The organism is Streptomyces sp. MI02-7b (assembly GCF_033793585.1).
In the GTDB taxonomy this organism is placed as follows: Bacteria; Actinomycetota; Actinomycetes; order Streptomycetales; family Streptomycetaceae; genus Actinacidiphila.
This window is the reverse complement of sequence record NZ_JARAWX010000033.1, coordinates 55417-77158: the sequence shown is the minus strand read 5'-3', so window position 1 is coordinate 77158 and position 21742 is coordinate 55417. Positions and strand designations below refer to the sequence as shown.

The 21742-nt window shown below is 73.3% G+C and carries 21 protein-coding genes and 1 tRNA gene; 14 read left to right on the top strand and 8 right to left on the bottom strand.

Translation table 11 applies throughout. From position 1 onward, the window contains the following. The 11 genes from PV364_RS36255 (at window position 1) to PV364_RS36205 (ending at window position 10953) form a co-directional block, all read left to right on the top strand. Window positions 1-990 (top strand): ABC transporter permease, encoded by a 990-nt coding sequence (locus PV364_RS36255; protein ID WP_319665131.1) that lies wholly within the window; start codon window positions 1-3, stop codon window positions 988-990. Then, window positions 987-2585 carry an ABC transporter ATP-binding protein gene (locus PV364_RS36250; protein ID WP_319665108.1) on the top strand — a complete coding sequence of 533 codons (1599 nt, stop codon included), beginning with the start codon at window positions 987-989 and terminating at the stop codon, window positions 2583-2585. The genes PV364_RS36255 and PV364_RS36250 overlap by 4 nt, the downstream gene beginning before the upstream one ends. A 73-nt stretch (window positions 2586-2658) precedes the next feature. Then, a complete protein-coding gene (locus PV364_RS36245; RefSeq protein ID WP_319665107.1) occupies window positions 2659-3534 on the top strand; it encodes an alpha/beta hydrolase in 876 nt (291 codons plus the stop codon). Between the two features lie 125 nt (window positions 3535-3659). Next, window positions 3660-5321: a GT4 family glycosyltransferase PelF gene (gene pelF, locus PV364_RS36240; RefSeq protein ID WP_319665106.1), complete on the top strand. Its 1662-nt coding sequence runs from the start codon at window positions 3660-3662 to the stop codon at window positions 5319-5321. Further along, on the top strand, window positions 5318-6469 hold the full coding sequence (locus PV364_RS36235; protein ID WP_319665105.1) for a hypothetical protein: 1152 nt from the start codon (window positions 5318-5320) through the stop codon (window positions 6467-6469). Before pelF ends, PV364_RS36235 begins: the two co-directional genes overlap by 4 nt. 52 nt (window positions 6470-6521) lie before the next feature. Beyond that, complete coding sequence (locus PV364_RS36230; RefSeq protein ID WP_319665103.1) at window positions 6522-7436, top strand: NAD-dependent epimerase/dehydratase family protein; 915 nt, start codon at window positions 6522-6524, stop codon at window positions 7434-7436. Then, window positions 7424-8185 (top strand): spherulation-specific family 4 protein, encoded by a 762-nt coding sequence (locus tag PV364_RS36225; protein ID WP_319665101.1) that lies wholly within the window; start codon window positions 7424-7426, stop codon window positions 8183-8185. The genes PV364_RS36230 and PV364_RS36225 overlap by 13 nt, the downstream gene beginning before the upstream one ends. Window positions 8186-8291: 106 nt before the next feature. Beyond that, complete coding sequence (gene moeZ, locus PV364_RS36220; protein WP_319665100.1) at window positions 8292-9470, top strand: adenylyltransferase/sulfurtransferase MoeZ; 1179 nt, start codon at window positions 8292-8294, stop codon at window positions 9468-9470. A gap of 448 nt (window positions 9471-9918) precedes the next feature. After that, window positions 9919-10293 carry a hypothetical protein gene (locus tag PV364_RS36215; protein ID WP_319665099.1) on the top strand — a complete coding sequence of 125 codons (375 nt, stop codon included), beginning with the start codon at window positions 9919-9921 and terminating at the stop codon, window positions 10291-10293. Then, window positions 10267-10343, top strand: a tRNA-OTHER gene (locus tag PV364_RS36210). The genes PV364_RS36215 and PV364_RS36210 overlap by 27 nt, the downstream gene beginning before the upstream one ends. A 256-nt stretch (window positions 10344-10599) precedes the next feature. After that, window positions 10600-10953 (top strand): hypothetical protein, encoded by a 354-nt coding sequence (locus PV364_RS36205; RefSeq protein ID WP_319665097.1) that lies wholly within the window; start codon window positions 10600-10602, stop codon window positions 10951-10953. A 61-nt stretch (window positions 10954-11014) separates the two neighbouring features. Here PV364_RS36205 and PV364_RS36200 read toward each other — a convergent pair whose 3' ends face one another. Further along, window positions 11015-11257, bottom strand: a complete 243-nt coding sequence (locus PV364_RS36200) for a hypothetical protein (protein WP_319665095.1) — start codon at window positions 11255-11257, stop codon at window positions 11015-11017. 673 nt (window positions 11258-11930) lie between these two features. On the opposite strand from PV364_RS36200, the gene PV364_RS36195 reads away from it, so the two are divergent. Next, the gene (locus PV364_RS36195; RefSeq protein ID WP_319665093.1) at window positions 11931-12458 is read left to right on the top strand and encodes a DUF6584 family protein; all 528 of its coding nucleotides are present in this window, start codon (window positions 11931-11933) and stop codon (window positions 12456-12458) included. Between the two features lie 47 nt (window positions 12459-12505). Here PV364_RS36195 and PV364_RS36190 read toward each other — a convergent pair whose 3' ends face one another. The 5 genes from PV364_RS36190 to ligD form a co-directional block, all read right to left on the bottom strand. Then, window positions 12506-12970 (bottom strand): hypothetical protein, encoded by a 465-nt coding sequence (locus tag PV364_RS36190; RefSeq protein ID WP_319665091.1) that lies wholly within the window; start codon window positions 12968-12970, stop codon window positions 12506-12508. Window positions 12971-13083: 113 nt separating this feature from the next. Next, window positions 13084-13566 (bottom strand): hypothetical protein, encoded by a 483-nt coding sequence (locus PV364_RS36185; RefSeq protein ID WP_319665089.1) that lies wholly within the window; start codon window positions 13564-13566, stop codon window positions 13084-13086. 221 nt (window positions 13567-13787) lie between these two features. Then, window positions 13788-14849: a phosphotransferase family protein gene (locus tag PV364_RS36180; RefSeq protein ID WP_319665087.1), complete on the bottom strand. Its 1062-nt coding sequence runs from the start codon at window positions 14847-14849 to the stop codon at window positions 13788-13790. After that, a complete protein-coding gene (locus PV364_RS36175) occupies window positions 14846-15025 on the bottom strand; it encodes a hypothetical protein (RefSeq protein ID WP_319665141.1) in 180 nt (59 codons plus the stop codon). Before PV364_RS36175 ends, PV364_RS36180 begins: the two co-directional genes overlap by 4 nt. 50 nt (window positions 15026-15075) lie before the next feature. Further along, the gene (ligD, locus tag PV364_RS36170; protein WP_319665085.1) at window positions 15076-16116 is read right to left on the bottom strand and encodes a non-homologous end-joining DNA ligase; all 1041 of its coding nucleotides are present in this window, start codon (window positions 16114-16116) and stop codon (window positions 15076-15078) included. A 75-nt stretch (window positions 16117-16191) separates the two neighbouring features. Between ligD and PV364_RS36165 the strand changes: the two genes are divergently transcribed. Then, the gene (locus PV364_RS36165) at window positions 16192-17247 is read left to right on the top strand and encodes an ATP-dependent DNA ligase (RefSeq protein ID WP_319665084.1); all 1056 of its coding nucleotides are present in this window, start codon (window positions 16192-16194) and stop codon (window positions 17245-17247) included. A gap of 73 nt (window positions 17248-17320) precedes the next feature. On the opposite strand, the gene PV364_RS36160 is transcribed toward PV364_RS36165, so the two are convergent. Continuing rightward, window positions 17321-17920, bottom strand: a complete 600-nt coding sequence (locus tag PV364_RS36160) for an NIPSNAP family protein (RefSeq protein WP_319665083.1) — start codon at window positions 17918-17920, stop codon at window positions 17321-17323. 50 nt (window positions 17921-17970) lie between these two features. Continuing rightward, window positions 17971-20850, bottom strand: a complete 2880-nt coding sequence (locus PV364_RS36155) for a flippase-like domain-containing protein (protein ID WP_415924655.1) — start codon at window positions 20848-20850, stop codon at window positions 17971-17973. 290 nt (window positions 20851-21140) lie between these two features. On the opposite strand from PV364_RS36155, the gene PV364_RS36150 reads away from it, so the two are divergent. Beyond that, window positions 21141-21521 carry an MGMT family protein gene (locus tag PV364_RS36150; RefSeq protein ID WP_319665080.1) on the top strand — a complete coding sequence of 127 codons (381 nt, stop codon included), beginning with the start codon at window positions 21141-21143 and terminating at the stop codon, window positions 21519-21521. Window positions 21522-21742 lie beyond the last annotated feature (221 nt).

The following is a 21742-nucleotide window of genomic DNA, read 5'->3' as shown; positions in this document are numbered from 1 at the left end:
ATGACCCGGTTCGCGCTGCAGCGGCTGCTCGCGGCGCTGGTGGTCCTCCTCGTCCTGAGCGTCGTGGTCTACGCGCTCTTCTACCTCCTGCCGGGCGACCCGGCGCGGCTGGCCTGCGGGCCCAAGTGCAGCGCCGACCAGGTCGACCAGGTACGCACCCAACTCGGCCTCGACTCCCCGGCCTATGCGCAGTACCTGCACTTCCTGCACGGCCTGGTCGCCGGCACGGACGTCAGCACCGGCGTCGGGACCGAGCACTGCGCCGCCCCGTGCCTCGGCTTCTCCTACCAGAGCGGTGAGCAGGTCACCTCCCTGCTCGCCGAGCGCCTGCCCGCCACCGCCTCGCTCTCCCTGGGCGCGATGGTGCTGTGGCTGGTCATCGGCGTGGGCAGCGGGCTGCTGTCGGCCCTGCGCCACGGCGGGCTCAGCGAGCGGCTGCTGACCACGCTGACCCTGGCCGGCAACGCGGTGCCCGTCTTCATCATCGGCATCCTGCTGATGCTGCTGTTCGTCTCGGTGCTGGGCTGGCTGCCCTTCCCCTCGTACGTCCCGCTCACCGAGGACCCCGAGCAGTGGGCGTGGAACCTGCTGCTGCCCTGGCTCTCCCTGGCCATCCTGGAGAGCGCCAAGTACGCACGGCTGACCCGCAGTTCCATGCTGGAGACGCTCGCAGAGGACCATGTGCGCACGCTGCGCGCCTACGGCGTCCGCGAGCGTTCCGTCATCGGGCGGCACGCGCTGCGCGGCGCCCTGCCGTCGGTCATCGCGCTGTCCGCGCTCGACCTGGGGACGATGTTCGGCGGCGCGGTGCTCACCGAGTCGCTCTTCGGCATCCCGGGGCTCGGCAAGAGCCTGGTGGACTCGGTGAGCACCGAGGACCTGCCGGTGGTGGTCGGCCTCGTGCTGGTCACCGGCTTCTTCGTGGTACTCGCCAACGCCCTCGCGGACGTGCTGTACGCGGTGGCCGACCGACGGGTGGTGCTGGCATGACGTCACCGCTGATCGAGGTCGCGGACCTCACGATCGACTTCCCGACCGGGTCCGGCACGGTCCGCGCCGTGGACGGGCTCTCCTTCACCCTGGAGCCGGGCGGCGCGCTCGGCGTCGTCGGCGAGTCCGGCAGCGGCAAGAGCGCCACCGCCTACGCCCTGCTCGGGCTGCACCGCGGCACCGGCGCGGAGATCGACGGCTCGGTGCGGGTCGCCGGCGTCGACGTGCAGGCCGCGCAGGAGCGCGAGTTGCGGCGGCTGCGCGGCGGACTGGCCGCGATGGTCTTCCAGGACCCGCTGTCCTCGCTGGACCCCTATTTCGCGGTCGGCGACCAGATCGCCGAGGTCTACCGCGTCCACCACCCCAAGGCCTCGCGCCGCGCCGCCCGGCAGCGGGCCGTCGAGGTGCTGGACCGGGTGGGCATCCCCGACGCGCCGCGCCGCGCGCGCTCACGGCCGCACGAGTTCAGCGGCGGCATGCGGCAGCGTGCACTCATCGCCATGGCGCTGGCCTGCGAGCCCCGGCTGCTGATCGCCGACGAGCCGACGACCGCCCTCGACGTCACCGTGCAGGCGCAGATCCTCGACCTCCTGCACGAACTGCGCCGCGAGACCGGCATGGGACTGCTGCTGGTCACGCACGACCTCGGGGTGGTGGCGGGCAGCGTCGACCAGGTCCTGGTGATGAAGGACGGCCGCGCCGTGGAGCGCGGCACGGTCGCCGACGTGCTCGGCGCGCCGGAACAGGCCTACACCCGCGACCTGGTGGCGGCGGTGCCGCGGGTGGAGAAGGCCAGGACGCCGTCCGCGCCCGCGGACAGCGGCCAGGTCCTGCTGGAGGCCACCGGCCTGCGCAAGGAGTTCGGCCGGCGCGGCGCCCGGTTCGCGGCCGTCGACGACGTCTCCTTGACGGTGCGCGCCGGCGAGACCCTCGGCGTCGTCGGCGAGTCCGGCAGCGGCAAGACCACCCTCGGGCGGATGCTCGTCGGCCTGCTGGAGCCCACAGCCGGCGGCATCCGGCACGAGGGCGGCAGGACCGGGCTGCAGATGGTCTTCCAGGACCCGGTCTCCTCGCTCAACCCGCGGCGCAGCATCGGCGAGTCCATCGCCGACCCGCTGCGCACGGCCGGGGTCCTCGACGACACGGCCGTTTTGGCTCGGGTGCGGGAACTGCTGGAACGGGTCGGGCTCGACCCGGCCTGGTACCACCGCTACCCGCACGAGTTCAGCGGCGGGCAGCGGCAGCGGGTCGGCATCGCCCGGGCGCTGGCGCCCGGGCCCCGGCTCATCGTCTGCGACGAGCCGGTCTCGGCCCTGGACGTCACCACACAGGCCCAGGTCGTGGCCCTGCTGGGGGAGTTGCAGCGCGAACTCGGTATCGCGCTGGTCTTCATCGCCCACGACCTCGCCGTCGTCCGGCAGGTCAGCGACCGCGTGGCCGTCATGCGCGCGGGCCGCATCGTGGAGCACGGGCCCGCCGACCGGATCTACGACGCCCCCGAACACCCCTACACCCGGGGCCTGCTGGCCGCCGTACCGGTCCTGGACCCCGCCGTCGCGGCGGCGCGTCGCGCGGACCGGGTCCGCGTGGCGTGACCGTCCTGCCCCTGGGGCAGGATGGGCGCGGCCCGCGCGATGTGCGCGGGCCGGGGGCGAGGGGAGCACACAGGTGCGGCGGCGGGCGTTCATGGTGGGGGGCGCGGTCGCGACCGCGGCCGCGCTGGGCGGGGGCGTGGCGGGGGTGGCCTCGGACATCGTGCCCGAGAGCGCCGCGTTCCGGCGGCGGCTGGGCTGGACGGGCCCGGACGGGGTCGTCCCCGACGCGCCGGAGGGGCGGATCACCCGCCGCCGGGTGACCTCGCGGGCCACCCGCTCCCGCCCGGAGCTGGTCACGATCGACCCGCACGGCGTCCCCGCCGAGCAGGCGGACCGGCTGCCGGTGTGCCTGATGCTGCACGGCCGGGGCTCGTCGGCGTACGGCCTCGTGGAGCTGGGGATGGCCCGGTTCCTGACCCAGGCGGTCCGCGACGGCGTCCCGCCGTGCCGCCTGGTCGCCGTCGACGGGGGCGAGGCGTCGTACTGGCAGGCCTCGGGCGGCTCGGACCCCCAGCGCATGCTGCTGCGGGAGCTGCCCGGATGGCTCGGCGGGAGCGCTCCGCGCGCCGTGCTCGGCATATCCATGGGCGGTTTCGGCGCGCTGCGCTACGCCCGCTCCCGTGCCGTCGACGCGGTGGCGCTGCTGAGCCCGGCGCTGTTCCGCACCTGGACCGACGCGCGTGCGGTCGGGGTGTTCCAGGGACAGACGGACTGGACGGCGGACGAACCGCTGCTCCACACCGCGCAGTTGCGGGTGCAGCCCGCCGGCATCGGCCTGTGGTGCGGCCGCGAGGACCCGTTCCACGACGCCGCGCTGGAATTCGCGGACGCCGTGCACCCGGCGGTCGCGGCCTTCGACCACGGCGCGCACGACGAGGGCTACTGGCGCCGGGTCGCGCCCGACGCACTCCGCTTCGTCGGCGAACGCCTACTCGCTAAGAACGTCTGACACTCGCGGAAGTTACGTCTCTTCACCCCTTTCGGTGGCACGGCGGACAACCGTCCGTCATGCCCCCACTTCACCGGCATACGGTCATCGCGCCCGAAAAGAACCGGTGCCGAGAGGGGGCAGACGTGCGTATCGCATTACTCGCGGAGGGTGGTTACCCGTATGCGCGGGGCGAGGGGAGTGCCTGGGTCGACCGGCTCGTGCGCGGGCTCGACGCACACGAGTTCGCGGTGTACTCGCTCGGCCGCAGCGAACGGGCCGACGCCGCCGGGCTGCTGGAGCTGCCGGCGCAGGTGACCGCGGTGCGCACCCTGCCGCTGTGGGGCCCGGTGCCCCGTCCGGCGGCGGCCGGGACGAAGGCGCGCCGGCGCCGCTCCCTGGTGCTGGAGCACTACCGCGACCTGGTCGGGACGCTCGCCGGCGACGTCGGCGCCAACGGCGTGGCGGACCGTTTCGCCTCCGCGCTCTACGGACTGGCCGACCTCGCCCGTGAGGACGGCGGCGTCCCCGCGCTGCTCCGGTCGGAACTCGCCCTGCACGTCCTGGAGGACGCCTGCCGCGCGCCCGGCGCGCGCCCGCTGGTGGCCGACGCGGGCGTGGGCGACCTGATGGCCGTCGCCGACCAGCTGGAGCGCGCGCTGCGCCCGCTGACGGCCCCCTGGTACGACGAGTTCGGCGACGCCCTGGCCACCGCCGACCTCGCCCACGCGGTGACCGGTGGGACCGCGCTGCTGCCCGGCCTCCTGGCCAAACGGTTCTTCGGGACCCCCCTGCTGATCACCGAGTACGGCGTCCGCCTGCGCGAGACGCTGCTCGCCCACCGCGCCGCCGGCCTGCCCGCCCCCGTGCGCGCCCTGCTCGCCGCCTTCCACCGCCGCCTGGCCGGCGAGGCCTACGGCAAGGCCGCCCTCGTCACCCCCGGCAACGCCCACGCCCGCCGCTGGCAGGAGCACTGCGGGGCCGACCGCGAGCGGTTGCGCACCGTCCACCCCGGCTACCAGGGGACCGTGCCCGGGCCCGTGGAGACCGGCGGCTGCGACCCCGCCCTGGTGTGGGTCGGCCGGATCGAGCCCGGCAAGGACCTGATCGCCCTGCTGCACGCCTTCGGCGAGGTCCGCCGGCAGGAACCCGGCGCCCGGCTGCGCATCGTCCAGGGCGGCGCCGCCGACCCCGGCTATCTGCACCACTGCCGCGCGCTGGCCGCCCAGCTCTTCCCCGACGAGGCCGCCGACGCGGTGACGGTCGGCGAGAGCCCGGTGACCTTCGAGGAACTGGGCGCGCCCGGCGCGCCGGGCCTGGCGGAGGCGTACGCGGCGGGCGACGTGGTGGTGCTCTCCAGCATCGTGGAGGGCTTCCCGCTCTCCCTCGTCGAGGCCATGTTCTGCGGCCGGGCCACGGTCTCGACGGACGTCGGCGCCGTCCGCGAGGTCATCGGCGGCACCGGCCTGGTCGTCCCGCCCCGCAACCCGCGCGCGCTCGCCGAGGCGTGCGTCGCCCTGCTGCGCGATCCGGAACGGTGCCGGCGGCTGGGCGCGGCGGCCCGCGAACGGGCCCTGGAACTCTTCACCGTCGAGCAGAACCTCGCCGCCTTCCGGGAGATCTACCTCGACCTCGTCGCCCACGCCCCCGGCCGCAACGGGCCGCTGCGGGACGAGGACGGCGCGCCCGTGCCCTTCGGCCGGCCCGCCGAGGCACACGTCCCCGGCCGCTGGACGGCCGCCCCCACTTGGGCGCGCGCCCGGCGTGAGCCCGCGCTTGCCGGCACCGAGAGGCAGGACCGCGCATGAGCCGCCCGTCGCAGGAGCGGTGGCACGGCGAATCCGCGGCTCTCGCGGCCCCGGTGGCCGGTGAGCCCTGGGGGGACCCGCCGCCCCCCGCCCCCGCCGAGCCGGCCGGCCGCAAGGGCGGCGCCCCGCGCAAGCACGGCCCCGCCGACCCCGTCCGCGAACTGATGCACCGTCACCAGCGCCTGTGCGCCGAGGCGGTGGACCCGCTGGAGATCGTCGCCGGACTGGAGGCGCAGGGCGTCACCGACCGGGTCGCGGGTTCCTTCCGGCACCGTGACGTGTTCAGCCTCGCCGAGGAGCTGTACGCCCGCGTGCCCCGGGCCGGCGTGCCGGAACCGGCTGCCGAGGCGCCCACGCGGCCCCCGGTGCTGCTGACCCTCGCCCCCGGCCTGGTGTACGCGGCCGCCACCTGGGCGCTGCAGGCCGTGCACTCGCTCGCGGTCGCCGCCGTCGCCGGGCCGCTGCTGCTGGCCGCGCTCTTCGCCGCGCTGCGCACCGGCCCGCTGCGGGCCCCCTACGGCAACGGCGCCGGCGGCACCCTGTGGGCCTGCTGGCTGCTGGGCTTCGCCGCCTTCGCCGAGGGCGTCCGGCAGCCGGCCGCCGGGGCCGTGACCACCGCGCTGGCGCTGTCGCTCGCGCCGGCCGCCTGGTGCGCGCACCGCTTCGCCGTACGCGCCCGCGGCCATCTGCTGCGCAGCCGCAGCCTGGAGGAGTTCGGGGCCGCCGTGCGCCCGCTGCTCCTCGGCACCCTGGCGCTCTACCTGGTCGCGGTCACGGCCCTGCTCTGCGCAGCGCGCGCCGTCGTCGGCGCCGCCTTCACCCCGGCCGCCCTCGTGGGGCCCGCGGCGCTGGCGCTGCTGCTGTTCACCGGCCGCCTGCTGGCGATCCACGGCTACCCCGACGCCGGGGCGGTCGGCACCGGCCTGGCCAGCGCCACCGAGGCGGTCTGCCTGGCCGCGGTCCTGCTCGGCCGGCTGTCGCTCGACCCCGGCTCGGTCGCCGCCGTCGCGTGCGCGGCGGCGGCCCCGGTGCTGGTGGCCTACGCGCTGTCCGCGCTGTCCCGGGCCTCGGCCCACACCTTCGCGGCGGTACCCGCGATGACCCGCCCCGCCCCGCGAGGCACGAAGAAGCAGTCAAGGAGCAACTGACGATGAACCACCGACCCCCGAACCCAGTGCAGGCCCCGCGGAGGCGCGCGCGATGAGAGTCCTCCTGCTCGGGGCCGACGGATTCGTCGGCCGTCATGTGGCGGAACGGCTGCTGGCCGACCCCGCCGTGCAGCTCACCGCGCTGGGCCGCAGCGACGACGCGGACGTCAGGTTCGACCTGTCGTCGGGGAGTCCGGGGGCGCTCGCCCGGTTCATGGACGCGGTGCACCCCGGCGTCGTCGTCAACTGCGCGGGGGCGATCCGGGGCGGCGCGCGCGAACTGACCCGGCACAACACGATCGCGGTGGCGACGGTCTGCGAGGCCATGCGCCGCAGCGCCACCTCGGCGCGGCTGGTGCAGGTCGGGTGCGCGGCGGAGTACGGGCCCTCGCCCGCCGGCAGTTCCACCGCCGAGGACGCGGTGCCGCGGCCGGGCGGCCCGTACGGGGTCAGCAAGCTCGCCGCGTCGGAACTGGTGCTGGGGTCCGGCCTGGACGCGGTGGTGCTGCGGGTGTTCACCCCCGTCGGCCCCGGCACGCCGGCCGCCTCGCCCATCGGCCGCCTCGCGGAGGCACTGCGCCGGGCGATGCAGTCCGGCGACGGCGAGCTCAAGCTCACCGGCCTGGGCGTGCAGCGCGACTTCGTGGACGTCCGCGACGTGGCGCGCGCCGTGCACGCCGCCTCGCTGTCCGCCGCGCAGGGCACGGTGAACATCGGCACCGGCCGGGCGATCGCGCTGCGGGAGGTCGCGGCGGGCCTGGCGGCCGCCGCGGGCTACACCGGGGCGCTGCACGAGGTGGAGGAGCCGCAGATCGCCGGCGGCGGCCCGCCGCACTACCCCGACGGCTGCGGGGCCTGGCAGCAGGCCGACGTCCGCACCGCGCGCGACCGGCTGGGCTGGCGGCCCAGGATCGCGCTGGAGGAGTCACTCGCCGACGTCTGGATGGAGGCGGCATGTCGGGTCTGACCTCGGCCGGAACACGCCGGCCGATCGGTCGCTGCGACGGGCTCGGCTTCGGTGTCCCCGCGTACGCGCACCCGCTGGTCGCCCCCACGGAGTGGGCCGAACTGGCCCGCCCCGAGGCGCCGCTGCACTGGGTGGTCGTCAACGTCTCCCGTGGCCCCGGCGCCCGCGTGGACCCCCTCTACACCGAGGCGGCCGTACGGCTGCGGGACGCGGCCGTGCCGGTCCTCGGCTACCTGGACGCCCGGCACGGGGCGCGCCCGTTCGGGCAGCTCGTCGCCGACGCCCACCGCTTCCTGGACTGGTACCGGGTCGAGGGCTTCTACGTCGACCGGGCCCCGACCACGCCCGCCGAGCTGCAGGACTGCCGGCGGCTGATCACCACGCTGCGCGCCCTGCTCGCGGTCGAGGGCGGCAGCCGCGGTCATGTCGTCCTCGGTCACGGCAGCCACCCCTTCGAGGGCTACGCCGAGATCGCCGACCAATTGGTGACGTTCGCCGGTCCCTGGACGCAGTACCGCTGGTCCGAGGCGCCCGAGTGGACCGCGGCCCATCCGCCCGAGCGCTTCTGCCACCTCGTGCACGGGGTCCCGGCACCGCACCTGGAGAACGCCATGCGCATCGCCCGCTGGCAGGGCGCCGCCACCGTCTACTTCACCGACCGCACCGACCACGCGGCCTGGGAGGGGCTGCCCGGGTACTGGGCCGAGGCGTCGCGGATGCTGCAGAGCCAGCCGCCGCCCAGCATGTGACCGGTGGGTGTCTCGACCCTCGGGACGGCGGTCTTGGAATGAAGACGGGCGTGGCAGTGTTACGGGTAGAACCACCCGTAGTGATCGATCGACAAACGGAGTCCCCGTGTCGCTGCCACCCCTGGTCGAGCCGGCCGCCGAGCTCACCGTCGACGAGGTCCGCAGGTACTCCCGCCACCTGATCATCCCCGACGTCGGGATGGACGGGCAGAAGCGGCTGAAGAACGCCAAGGTGCTCTGCGTCGGCGCCGGCGGGCTCGGTTCGCCGGCCCTGATGTACCTCGCCGCCGCAGGTGTCGGCACGCTCGGCATCGTGGAGTTCGACGAGGTCGACGAGTCCAACCTGCAGCGCCAGATCATCCACAGCCAGGCCGACATCGGCCGTTCCAAGGCGGAGTCCGCCCGCGACAGCGTCAAGGGCATCAACCCGTACGTCGACGTGGTCCTTCACGAGGAGCGGCTCGAGGCCGACAACGTGATGGAGATCTTCAGCCAGTACGACCTGATCGTCGACGGCACGGACAACTTCGCGACCCGCTACCTGGTCAACGACGCCTGCGTGCTGCTGAACAAGCCGTACGTCTGGGGTTCCATCTACCGCTTCGACGGCCAGGCCTCGGTCTTCTGGTCCGAGCACGGCCCCTGCTACCGCTGCCTGTACCCGGAGCCCCCGCCGCCGGGCATGGTCCCCTCCTGCGCCGAGGGCGGCGTGCTGGGCGTGCTGTGCGCGTCCATCGGCTCCATCCAGGTCACCGAGGCGATCAAGGTTCTCACCGGCACCGGCGAGCCCCTGGTCGGCCGGCTGATGATCTACGACGCCCTGGAGATGAACTACCGTCAGGTCAAGGTCCGCAAGGACCCCGAGTGCGCGGTCTGCGGTGAGAACCCGACCGTCACCGAGCTCATCGACTACGAGGCCTTCTGCGGCGTCGTCTCCGAGGAGGCGCAGGCCGCCGCCATGGGGTCGACGATCACTCCCAAGCAGCTCAAGGAGTGGATCGACGACGGCGAGAACATCGACATCATCGACGTCCGCGAGCCGAACGAGTACGAGATCGTCTCCATCCCCGGCGCCCGTCTGATCCCCAAGAACGAGTTCCTGATGGGCAACGCCCTCCAGGACCTCCCCCAGGACAAGAAGATCGTCCTGCACTGCAAGACCGGCGTCCGCTCCGCCGAGGTCCTCGCCGTCCTGAAGTCCGCGGGCTTCGCCGACGCGGTCCACGTCGGCGGCGGCGTCATCGGCTGGGTCAACACGATCGAGCCGGAGAAGCCCGTCTACTGAGCCGCCACTTCGCTGAACCGGGGCTCAAGACACGAATTGCCCGCTGACCAGCGTTGACCGCCCTCACCGGTTGTCAACGCTGGTCAGCGCTGGTTTACCTGCCACGGCCCTGCGACGGCCCAGAGGCGGTGCTCGACTCGCAGGCGACACCCGCTTCAGGAGTTCGATCCGGGCCTGCTGCGGCGGCTTTCGTCGATCGGTGCGACGGCCGGGCAGAGGTGCGGGTGTACGCACCCGTCCAGCGTCGTTGATGTCAGCCGCTGATGTCAGCCCCCGCACGCGGTCCTTGCAGGGGGGCGACGCTGTTGAGCCATTGGGGTTGTCCCTGGCGTGGCGGAGGATGGTGCTCATGTGTGCTCTTTTCGTCCCCCCTGAGCCTCGCCGCGTCTCGCCGGGCGAGTACCCAGTGTGGGACCAGGCTCTCGCCCTTCTGAACCGGGACCTGGCGGTGACGCTTCCCCAACTGGAACCCCTGCAGCTGCTGGCGCTTCCGTCCTACGACGCGGATGAGCCGGAGAATGTCTACGTCGCCATGGCCAACGGCGAGTGGCACGGCAACCACTTGGACCCGAACTCACAGGACAGCCTTGCCTCTGCACTGGCGAGCGTCGCCGATGCCGCGCAGGAGACCGTCATGGAGCTTCTGCGGAAGGCGTGGCCTCTGTGCCCCGAGCATGGCCTGGGCATGCATCCAAGGGAGGACACAGAAGAGCGACTGTCCTGGTGGTGCGCGGGAGAACGGTTGCGTCGCGGCCCGGCTCATATCCACGCCGCTGTGGGTGCACTCGACGCTTTGGGAGCGTCGATCCGTACACGGTCTTGAAAACCGTCGTGGCAGCGATGTCACCGTGGGTTCAAATCCCACACTCTCCGCAGTAGGCCGGCGAAGGCGCTGGACAGAAGGGGTGCCCCAAGACACGGGGGCGCCCCTTCTTCGTGCGCGAGTGGCACCGTGCTGCCCCCCTGGTTTCCCGTCTGATCGGGCACGGAAGGGGCACGGACTGGGATGTCCTGCATGGTCGGTGCGACGGACTGGTTGAGTGCCGCTGATGGCGTGGACTTGGTGTGCGATTGCTTGTGGCGCTAGTTTCCGCGCGAGTCGATGCGGCAGAGGCTTCTCGGAGGCGCCATGTGGGATGGCCCGTTCTACCGGGTGAAGCGCGAAGGCTACGAGATCTGCTTCGTGCCAGGGGCGGGCGAAGACCTGGAGGAGGTCTGCAACGTCGACATGTGGCTGACCTTCCCCGACGGTAATCGGTGGTCCGGGACGATATTCACCCTCGACGAGGTCCAGCGCCTGATGGACCGGTGGAAGGACACGGGCGAGTGCCTTGACGGCACGTACTTCTACTGCTGGGACGAACTCATCGTCAGCCATGCCGGCATCTCATCCATGGTTCGGGTGATCGATGACCTGATCGTCACGGGCGACTACGAATCGGCCCTTCGCCCGATCGGACCGGAGGACGACCTAGGCGACTGACTTCGGCGCTGGGCTCCTGGTACCCCAGTTTGGAAGAGGTGTGGCACGGACCGCTCGTCCGTCAGTCTTCGTCTGCGCCACCGATCCGCTGTCGAGCCGCCTGGAGACGCTCGGCGTAGTCGGGCGCGAAGATCGTTACGAGCGACTTGTCGAGCGTGCCCGAGATCCGGTGTAGGGCCGACCAAACGGCCCGGTCGCCTACCAGGGAGTCGAAGGCGGCAGAGCCCTTCATACGTTCCAGCCAGTCGGACAGTACGAGGGCCTGGTCGCCAGTCAGCGTGATCGTCACCGAGTCTTCAGCCACGGCGGCACGATAGCGGGTGATCGTCTTGGCTCTCGGTGCCAGTAGCCCTGATCAGTTCTTCTGGAAGTGATGAGCCGTGCCTCCCACCTGGGCAGGCATCAGGGCCGTGGCTGCTGAACTGCGACGACGCCGTGGTCGGTTGTCATCGTCTGTCAGCAATGGCTGGCCTCGGACGGCCCGACGACGGCCCCGCCCTCTGGGGCTACTGGTCTCGCCATTCGCGCCAGAGGCGTCGGCCAAGATCCATCAGGACCAGAACCAACAGCCATGAAATCCCCACAATCGGCTTTGCGTGACGCGCGCGGTCGATGGTGTCAATCGCGAAAAGTACGACTAGGGCCAGGAGCAAAGCACGTTTGGCCCAACTCCGGCGCTTGCCTTCAAGGGGGTTCTGCACAGTCGTCCTCTCGCAGGGCTGCACCCGGCGGCGGACGGCCGTGCCGGGCGGGACGGAGGCAGGAGCGGGGGCGCGGCCGGACGCGGGCCGCGCGCCCGGCGGAGCGTGAGTGACGCCGTGTGCCTTGATGGAGAAGGGAAAATCTTACCGCGCCGCGATCGCTTCCTGATCGCCTAGGGCTCGTCATTGAGGTTCAGGCGGTGCCGTTGAGAGTGAGCGGGTGCTGTACTACAAAACCGATCGCCGCAGATCAGCGCTATACCGGATCATGTGTTCATGCCCCGAAGAGAGACCCTTGCCCGTGTCGACGCAGACCTGGCCGCGGGCCGGGTTCCCGTCGCGCGCCAGCGTTTGCGCGGTCTTGTTTCGTCCTTCCCGTACGACCTGACGCTCCGCCGGCGTTTGGCCGAGGTGTACCGGCTCTACGGCGACGCCGCCGAGGCCGGACGCTGGATGTACCTCGAAGAGGACCGCAACGCCGGTGAGACCGCCGCCTTCGAGGCGCGGTACGGGTCTCCCGGGTGGCGGATGAAGGCACTCGCTTGGCGCGGCCCCGAGGCGTTGGCGGCTACCGCCTTCGCGGAGGGCCAGCTGGTCGCGGTGCGGACCGCCTGTGCCAAGGAACTGGGGCACCCCGTCGACTGGGACGACCCCGCCTCCTACCGGGACGGCCTGGAGGAGGAGTGCGAGGCGCCTTCCGAGCCGTGGACGGTCGGCGGCGTGCTGGCCGGCGTCGGCTGCCTGGTGGGGGCTGCTGCGTTCCTTGCGATCTGGGTGAATGGAGTCGTTGCCCTCTTCGACTGAAGCAGCTCGCTTCGTCGTGGCCGCCGGTCCGGCTCCTCCGGCAGGGGTCACCTGGGGGCCGGCGTCTCCAGGGAATCCCGGCTGATCGCGAGCAGGACCAGTGGGGCGTCCTTCTTCGGCAGCGCGACCTCGTGGCTTCCGTCGGCCGTGGTCAGCTCGTAGAACGCCAGCCTGCCGTTGAGCGGCACCTTCTTGTCGAGCCGCGTGAGCGTGAACGGGCCGTCGAGGACGGTCTCCTGCTTGGTGCGGCGCTCCCGCCACACCAGCGGCCGCCCCTGGGTGACGAACAGGGCGCCGATCTTGAGGTGCTGGATCTGCCGGCCCTTGCCGAGGTCCAACAGGACCACGCGGCCGAGCGTCCTGCTGAGAGCCACCAGTTCGAGGGTCTGGCCCTGGAGCAGATCGGCGGCGTCCCGTGCGGGAGTACGGCGCTTGATGAAGGTCAGGGAAAGCAGCAGATCGATGGCGTTGTGCGAACCGGCGGCGCGCCGGGAAGCTCTCGGGGCGGTCATGGCGGTGATCTTGGCAGTCGTGGCGCGGGCCCGCAAGGCCAGGGGAGGCCACCGCGGGCGAGGTCCGCAGAGCCCGTCCGCACCCGCGGAATCCCGGCGCGCTGCCGGTTCGCCTAGGCGCCCCGCAGGCCGAGGTCGGCGCCGTCGCGAAGGTCGGGGAAGCCCTGGGCGATGACGGCCGCGGGGGCGAGGCAGGCGTGGCGGGTGGCGGTCGCGGCCGGGTGGTCGGCGCAGCCGAGCCGCTGGTAGGAGGCGACAGCGGCGCGGAGTTCGACCGCGACCGCACGCAGCGTGGCGAAGCCCTGCCGGCCCTCGATCTGTTCCAGGGCGAACGACGCGTCGGCTCCCGTGACCTTCGCGGCGTCGCCGCACTCGGCGGCGAACATCCGGGCCGACGAGGTCGAGCAGGGCGATCCCGTGCCGGAACCGAACCGCGCCTCGTTCGGAGTCAGTCGGGCCTCCAGGGCCGACTTCACGCGCTCGGCCGTGACCGCCTTCGACGATCGCGGGGCCTCCGGCGCGGCCGCCCCGTCGCGGTCCGGCCCATTTGCGGCACCGCCGCACCCCGTCAGCAGAGCGAGCGTCAGAATCACCATCGGCATCGGATGCCGCTTCACCAGGACCCCTCCGGACGTGTTCGTGGACGCGTCACACTATTCACCAGCGCCGGGCGCGCATCACGTCCGGGCGGTCGCTGATGATGCCGTCCGCCCCGAGGAGGACGAGCCGGGCCGGGCCGGGGCGCGCGCCGCGACGGCCGGCGGGGGCGGCAGACGAGTGGCTGCCGGTCCCGGTCCCGCCGCGGCGCACGCCCGCGTCAGCGGCCCTCGGCCATGGCCTCCAGCGATCCGCGGTGCAGGATGAGGTCGTCCGGGTCGTCCGGCATCTCCCGCTCCCCAAAACGCACCTGCCGGTAGCCCTCGTCCAGCATCACCACGGCGTGCCGCAGGGCCGCGTACAGGGTGTGGAAGTCCGGGTCGCGAGGGGTGTGCCCGGTCAGTTCCGCGTAGATCCCGGCGACCCGGTCGCGGTCCAGGAAGACGGGCATGCCCGGGAAGCCGGAGGCGGTCGCCAGCTCCTGGAAGTGGCGGTGCCGGTGCACCAGCCAGGCCAGGTCCAGTTCGCGCGGCCCGGCGCCGCTCATCTGCCAGTCCAGCACGGCGACGGGCGCGAAGTCGGCGTCGTAGACGATGGCGCCGACCCGGGCGTCGCCCCAGCTCAGCACGGAGGGACCGGGATCGGCGGGCCAGACGTCCTCCAGCCGGGCGAAGGCCCGCTCGATCACGGGGGAGGGGGCCCGCCCCTCGGCGACCCGGGCGTAGCGGGCGCGTTGCGCGTCGACGTGCTCCCGCAGCCCGCCCTCCGCCGGCACCGAGTGGATCTCCGCGAGCACGCCCACCGTGGCGCGCTCCAGCCGCGCCCGTTCCTCCTCGGTGGCGTCGAAGAGCCAGTTGGAACCGTAGGTGTAGGGCATGACGTCCGGCGGCACCCGCCCGGCCACCCGCTCCATGACGAAGAACGGCGCGCCCAGGGGCTCCGGGTCGGTCTCCAGCCACAGCAGTTCGGGGACCGGGACCCGCGTGCGCGCGGCGACGGTCTGGACGGCGCGGTACTCGGCGGCGATGTCGGACGGCGGGAGGACCGCGGACGCCTCCGGGTCCGCCGCCAGCCGCAGCACGCAGGGCCGGATCCGCTGCCGGGCGGTGCCGGCCGGGTGCGGGACGGCGAGGTCGAACAGGACGGTCTCGCTCGACGGGCCTACGGCGACGGGCACCCGCACGTTCCGGCAGCGGGCGCCGGGGTGCTTGGCGTTCAGCCAGAGGTCGAGTCGGCGGCACAGCAGTTCGGGGTCACGGGTGGTCGTGCGCACCGTGGTCACAGGGCCTCCTTGCCGGTGGAACCGCTGGGGGTGTGGCGGCCGATGCTGCCGAGCTCAAAGATGCCGCAGCCGACCCGGCCGTCCCCGGCGCAACGCGCGGCATGATCGGTGACTCCGTACCCGGCCGGACGCACGACCTGCCGGTCGGGCCGGGTCGTCCGCCCGCGGGCGTGCACGAGCAGCTACCTGATGATGCGTCAGTGCCCCCTGTGCCGGGAAGAGGGCGTCAGGCCTCGGGTGCGTCGGACGCGGCGTCGGCCGGCTTGCGGCGGGCCCGGCTCGGCTGCACGCGCAGCGGCTCGCCCGGCATCTTCGGGTGGTCCGGCGGGTACGGCAGGTCCCCGAGGCCGTGGTCGCGTTCGTCGCGCTCGGCCAGTTCCAGCACGGCGTCCAGCCGGAAGGCCTGCCCCTCCATGTCCGCGTGGACGTCGCCCTCCTCGGCGTACCGCACCGGCATGCTGGCCAGGTCGAAGTCGCCGGGGTGGGCATCGGGCAGCTCGTCCCAGCGCAGCGGCGCGGAGACCGGGGCGCCCGGCCGGGGCCGGACGGAGTAGGCGGAGGCGATGGTGCGGTCACGGGCGGTCTGGTTGTAGTCGACGAAGATCTTCTCGCCGCGCTCCTCCTTCCACCACGCGCTGGTCACCTGCTCCGGCATCCGCCGCTCCATCTCCCGCGCGATGGCGATGGCCGCCCGCCGCACGCCGGTGAACGTCCACTCCGGCACGATCGGCACGAAGACGTGCACCCCGCGCCCGCCGGAGGTCTTGGGCCAGCCGCGCAGACCCAGTTCCTCCAGCAGCCCGCGCAGCTCGCGGGCCACCCGGACCGCGTCGGCGAAGTCCGTGCCGGGCTGCGGGTCGAGGTCGATGCGCAGCTCGTCGGGGTGGTCGAGGTCCCCGCGGCGGACCGGCCAGGGGTGGAAGGTGAGGCAGCCCAGGTTGGCGGCCCACACGACACCGGCGACCTCGGTGGGGCAGATCTCGTCCGCGTACCGGCCGGAGGGGAAGCGGATGCGGCCGGTGGGGATCCAGTCCGGGGTGTTCTTGGGGGCGCGCTTCTGGAAGAACGACTCGCCGCCGATCCCGTCGGGGTAGCGCTCCATCGTCGTCGGCCGGTCGCGCAGCGCGCGCAGGATGCCGTCACCGACGGTGAGGTAGTAGCGGGCCACGTCCAGCTTGGTGAATCCGGACTCGGGGAAGTACACCTTGCCCGGGTTCGAGAGCCGGACCGTCCGCTCGCCGACGGTCAGCTCGACAGCCTCGCCCATGCCGCCACCGCCTCTCCCATGCGCACACGGTAGGCCCGACGGGCGTGCCCCGCCTGTCGGGCGGACAATCGCGGCATGGACCTCCCGGTGATGCCGCCCGTGAAGCCGATGCTCGCCAAGTCGGCTCCCGCGATCCCGCCCGGCATGCTCTACGAGGGGAAGTGGGACGGCTTCCGCGCCATCGTCTTCCGCGACGGCGGCGACGTGGAGATCGGCAGCCGTACCGGCAAGCCCCTGACCCGCTACTTCCCCGAGGTCGTCGAGGCGGTCCGTGCCGAGCTGCCGCCGCGCTGCGTCGTGGACGGCGAGATCGTCATCGCCCGGGACGGCCGGCTGGACTTCGACGCGCTGCTGGAGCGCATCCACCCCGCCGACTCCCGGGTGCGGCAGCTCGCCGGGCGCACCCCGGCCTCCCTCGTCGCCTTCGACCTGCTCGCGCTCGGCGACCGCTCCCTGATGGCGGACCCGCAGAGCTGGCGCCGCCAGGCGCTGGTGGACGCGCTCGGCCCGGTCCGGCCGCCGGTCCACGTGGCGCCCGCCACGACCGACATCGACCTGGCCCGGCAGTGGTTCGAGCAGTTCGAGGGCGCCGGCCTGGACGGGGTCGTCGCCAAGCCGCCGGACGTCGGCTACCGGCCGGACGAGCGCGTGATGATCAAGGTCAAGCACGAGCGCACCGCGGATTGCGTCCTGGCCGGCTTCCGCTGGCACAAGACCGGCCCCGTCGTCGGCTCCCTGCTGCTCGGCCTCTACGACGCCGCGGGCCGGCTCCAGCACGTCGGCGTCAGCGCGTCCTTCCCGATGCGCCGCCGCGAGGAACTGGTGGCGGAGCTGGAGCCGCTGCGCATGGAGGGCGTCGAGGGGCATCCGTGGGCCGAATGGGCGGAAGCCGCTCCCGGCGGCCGGATGCCCGGCGCCCAGAGCCGCTGGAGCGCCGGCAAGGACCTCTCCTGGGTTCCGCTGCGCCCCGAACGCGTCCTGGAGGTCGCCTACGACCACATGCAGGGCGACCGCTTCCGGCACACCGCCCCGTTCCGCCGCTGGCGTCCGGACCGCGACCCGGCCGACTGCACGTACGCGCAGCTGGAGGAACCGGTCGGCTACGACCTGACCGACATCCTCGGCCGGTGAGGATCGGCGCGCGGGCGGTGGTTCGGACGCGGTGCCCGTGTGCCGCCGGCCCGGGGCGCGGCCACGGGGCCGGTCAGCCCAGCGGACCGCGCACCGGTACCAGCCGCAGTTCCCGGGGCGGGCGCAGCAGGCCGCCGCCGCTCCCCGCGGGCCGCGGGGCCGCCCGGTGGGCGTCGGCGTCGGGGTGGGCGGAGAACCACACGACGACGTCCTCGCCGGTCCGCACCGGCAGCGCGGGGAAGCCGTTCGCCGCGTGCTCGGTGCGGTGCACCGCGCGGGCGGACGGCGGGGCCGTGAAGCGGGCCGGATCCGCGGGATGGCAGATCGTCGCGACCACCAGCCCCGCGTCGTCCGGCACACGGTAGCCGGGGCCGCGCAGCAGCAGGACGTCGTCCGAGTCGATCATGGTGGCGTTGGCCTCGGCGCGGTGCGCCCGCCAGACCGGGCCGTCGTAGAACGCCCGCAGGGAGCGGGTCCTGGCCGCCATGTCCGGGAAGGCGCGCATCCATACGAAGCGGTCCGGTTCGTCCAGGTCGCGGAAACGGCCGCCGACGCGGATGCCGGCGGCCTCCTGGCCGGTGACGAACTCCCGCTCGAAGAGCGGGACGAGGATGCCGAGCCCGCCCGGGTGCAGCGTGTACTGGCGCAGTTCGACGATCTGCGAGGTGTCCATGGCGGGACGGTAGGGGCGGCCCACTGACATCTGCTGTCAGTGGGCCGGATTCACAACGCCTGCCGTCTGGTGAGCTGGGTGAACGCCAGCCAGCCGGGCAGCACCGGCAGCCAGAAGGTCAGCACGCGGAACAGCAGGACGGCCGAGGTAGCCGTCGCCGAGTCCAGCCGCCCGATGGTCGTCAGGCCCGCGATCAGCGCGCCCTCGACCGCCCCGAGACCGCCGGGGGTCGGCGCGGCAGACCCGAGCGCGTTGCCGGCCAGGAAGATCACGGCGACCGCCGCGAAGTTCACCTCGCCGTGGAAGGTGCGGACGCTGGCGTCCAGGCACAGCACGAAGAAGAGCGTCAGCAGCAGGGTGCCGCCGATGCCCGTCGTGAGCTTCAGCGGCTGCTGGAGCACGTCCAGCATGCGCGGCACCACGCCGGCGAACAGCGCCCTGATGCGCGTCGACGCGAAGCGCCGCAGGGACGGGACCGCGGTGACGATCAGGAAGAGCACGCCGACGGTCAGCACGCCGGCCATCACCGTCCGGGACGGCGACAAGGACGGCGTCTTCTCGGTGCCGGTCATGTAGCCGAAGACCATCAGCAGGGTGATGTGCGAGCCGAGGCCCACCAACTGCGAGGCGCCGACGCTCGCCACCGCCAGGCCCGGGCGCACCCCGGACTTCTGGAGGTACCTGGTGTTGAGCGCCACGCCGCCGATGGCGGCGGGGGCGACCAGCTTCACGAAGGAGCCCGCGATCTGGGCCAGCGTCGTCCGCAGGAACGACAGCTTCTCCGGCACGAAGCCGGACAGCGCCATGGCCGCCGCGACGTAGCTCGCCGCGGAGGCGAGCACCGCGACGATGATCCAGCCCCAGTTCGCCTCGGCCAGCAGGGTCGCCGGGTCGATGCTGCTGATCTGGGAGAGCAGGAAGTACGCGGCGAAGGCGCCGGCGATGATGCTCACCAAGGTGCGCGGCCGCACCCGCTCCAGCCGCACCGGCTCCACCGGGGCCTGCGGGCGGATCAGCAGCACCTGGTGGCGGATACGGGTGAGCAGGTCCTCCTCACGGGCCCCCTCCAGCGCGTCCTCCAGGGCCTTCTTCTCGGCCCGCCGCGCCGCCTTGGTCTCCTTGGCCTCGTTCGCGGGCTCCCCGCCGGCCACCCGCCGCGCCTTGGAGGCCGCGAGCACGGCCTCCCGCTCGCGCTGCGCCCGCTCCCGGGCGAGCTGCTTGAGCGTGGCGCGGGTGGTGCGGCTGAGCGCGATGGGCTGCAGCAGGGGCAGCGAGTTCGCGACCGCGTCCGGGCCCAGGACGGCCACGGCGGAGGCCACCGAGCGCTCGGGGCCGACGCGCAGCGCCAAGGTGGTGAGCAGTTGCGCGACGTCCATGCGGAGCACGATGTCGCCGGCCGCGATCTCCCCGCCGCGCAGGTCGGTCACGAAGACCGTGCCGGAACGATCCACCTGCAGCGACTCGCCGACCAGCCTGCGGTGCGCGATGCGCCGCGACTGCAGCGCTTTCACCTGCTCCCAGGCGCCGTGCAGGAGTTCGTCGGTGATCTCCCGGTCGGACAGCACGTCCAGCGAGCGGCCGCCCATGTGCTCGTAGACCAGCATCACCGCGTCCGGGCCGAGCTCGGAGGTGGCGATCAGCCGGGGGGCGTTCGCACCGGCGGCGATGGCGGCGTAGGCGAGCAGCGCCTCCTGCTCCAGCGCCTGGCGCAGCGACTGCAGGCTGCGGCGCTGGGTGATGCCGCGCAGCTGGAGCCGGCGCCACATGCGGTAGAAGAAGCCGTGCGCCTGCTGCTCGCGGTCCACGACCGTGACGTCCAGCAGCGGGCCGTCCTCCAGCGTCACCAGGTAGCGGCGGCCCCGCTCGGACTCCGGGGAGTCCGGGAACTCGTCCTCCGCCCGGACCGCCGTCAGCGGCGCGAAGCCGACCCGGCGCAGGCCCGCCAGCAGGTTCTGGCCGGTGGGACGCACATTGGGCGAGCCGACGCCGTAGAGCGTGCCGTAGGCCACCGTCCAGCCGATCAGCACGGTGACGAAGATCGAGAACGGTGTGGTGTAGCCGCCCATGAGCACGGCGAAGGAGTCCAGGAAGAGCACCGACCACAGCGCCACCCGCCACCGGGGGCGGCGCGCCATCCCGACGGCGGTCATGTACGCGATGACCGGCGCGAGGTAGCCGTGGACGGGGTCGGTCAGACCGCCGCCGGGCGCGTCCCGGGTCAGCGCGTCCCGGATCGCGGCCGGTGCCGCGTCCGAGACCCACAGATCGGTGGCGAGGGACACGCCGTGCGCCAGGACGGCCGCCAGCACGCCGTCCGCGATGCGCAGCCCGTCCCGCTTGATCAGCCGCTCCACGGCGAACGCGACGGGCACGATGAGCACCGCCACGGTCGCCAGCAGTCCGGCGACGGTGATCAGCGGCTCGGGCGCGTGCGTGGCGCCCTGGGCGATGTCCTGCTCCACGCCGGAGGTCGTCGCGTGGGCGAAGCCGGCGATGCCCAGCACCAGCGCGATGCCGAGAACGCCGAACAGGAAGCTCATGAGGTCGACGGGCCGGTGCACGCGCGCGGGCAGCAGGGGTTCGTCCCTGGCCACCGGGTCGGTGTGCGGGCAGCTCTCGTCGTCGGCGGTGCCGGCGCCGTCGTCCGCGTCCGCGGGGGTGCTGTCTCCGGCGTCTCCGGGGCCGGTGGGGCCCGCGGAGGATGTGACCTTCGCCTCGTTCCCGGTGGCCTTCGGTGTCCCGCCCCGCGCGCTGCCGGTTCCGGACGGCTCCGGGGGGCGGGCCGGTCCGTCACCTGCGGGCTGGGCAGGGCCCGTTGAGGGCGTCTCCTCGTGCCGGTCCCGGTCGTGCGGGGCGTCGGCCGCGACGGCGACCGGTTCGGTCGTCCGCGCGTCGGCCGGAGTACCGGCGGTACCCGCGGTGGCCGCCACGCGCGGTACGACGGCCGCGACCTCGGTGGTCGCCGGTGTCACCGGGGCGGTGTTTTCGCTGGTCAGAGGCGCGTCAGAGGCAGCACCGACCGCGCCAGCGGCTTCGTTCCCGCTCACGTCGTGCTTGTCGTCTGTCTCTTTTTGATCTCGTATCACCAGTCACCGCCCGGATGATGGTGGCACGAGCCGCCCGCGCATGGGCGCAGGAGGGGGCAATTCGCCGCCATGAGCGCCCCCGCGCGCGCTCCCGTGTCCCGCGACTGTCGGTGCCCTCGGGCACGATGTGACGCATGAGCGAGGAGGAGACGGCAGACGGCCCCCCGGAGCTGCCCGCCTACGCGGAGCGTGTGCTGGAGGCCGCCGAGGGCATTCCGGCGGGCAGGGTCATGACCTACGGCGACGTGGCCGAGTGGCTGGGGGAGGGCGGCCCCCGGCAGGTCGGCCGCGTGATGGCGCTGTACGGGGGCGCCGTGCCGTGGTGGCGCGTGGTGCGCTCGGACGGCGGCCTGCTGCCCGGCCACGAGCTGGACGCCCTGGCCCACTACCGCGAGGAGGGCACCCCGCTGCGTCCGGCCCCGCAGGCCGCGAAGGGGCACATACCCCGTCTCGACATGCGCAGGGCCCGCTGGGACGGGACGGCGGCCCCGGACGGCCCCGGCGGTACGGACTGAACAGCGCACCCTCACACCCTCCAGCTTCCGCCATCCGGGCGCCGAAGATGCGGTCGGCCGTCCGTGAGGAGTACGGCGGGCGGCGGGAAGCGGCTCCCGCATCGGTACCGGAAGGGCGGGACGCGCGACGGCGCCGCCGGCCGGTGGCGTAGCGTCGGCACCCGGCCGTTCCCGGCCCGGCACACCAACAGCACATGAACGCACACGGAACCGGCGAACCA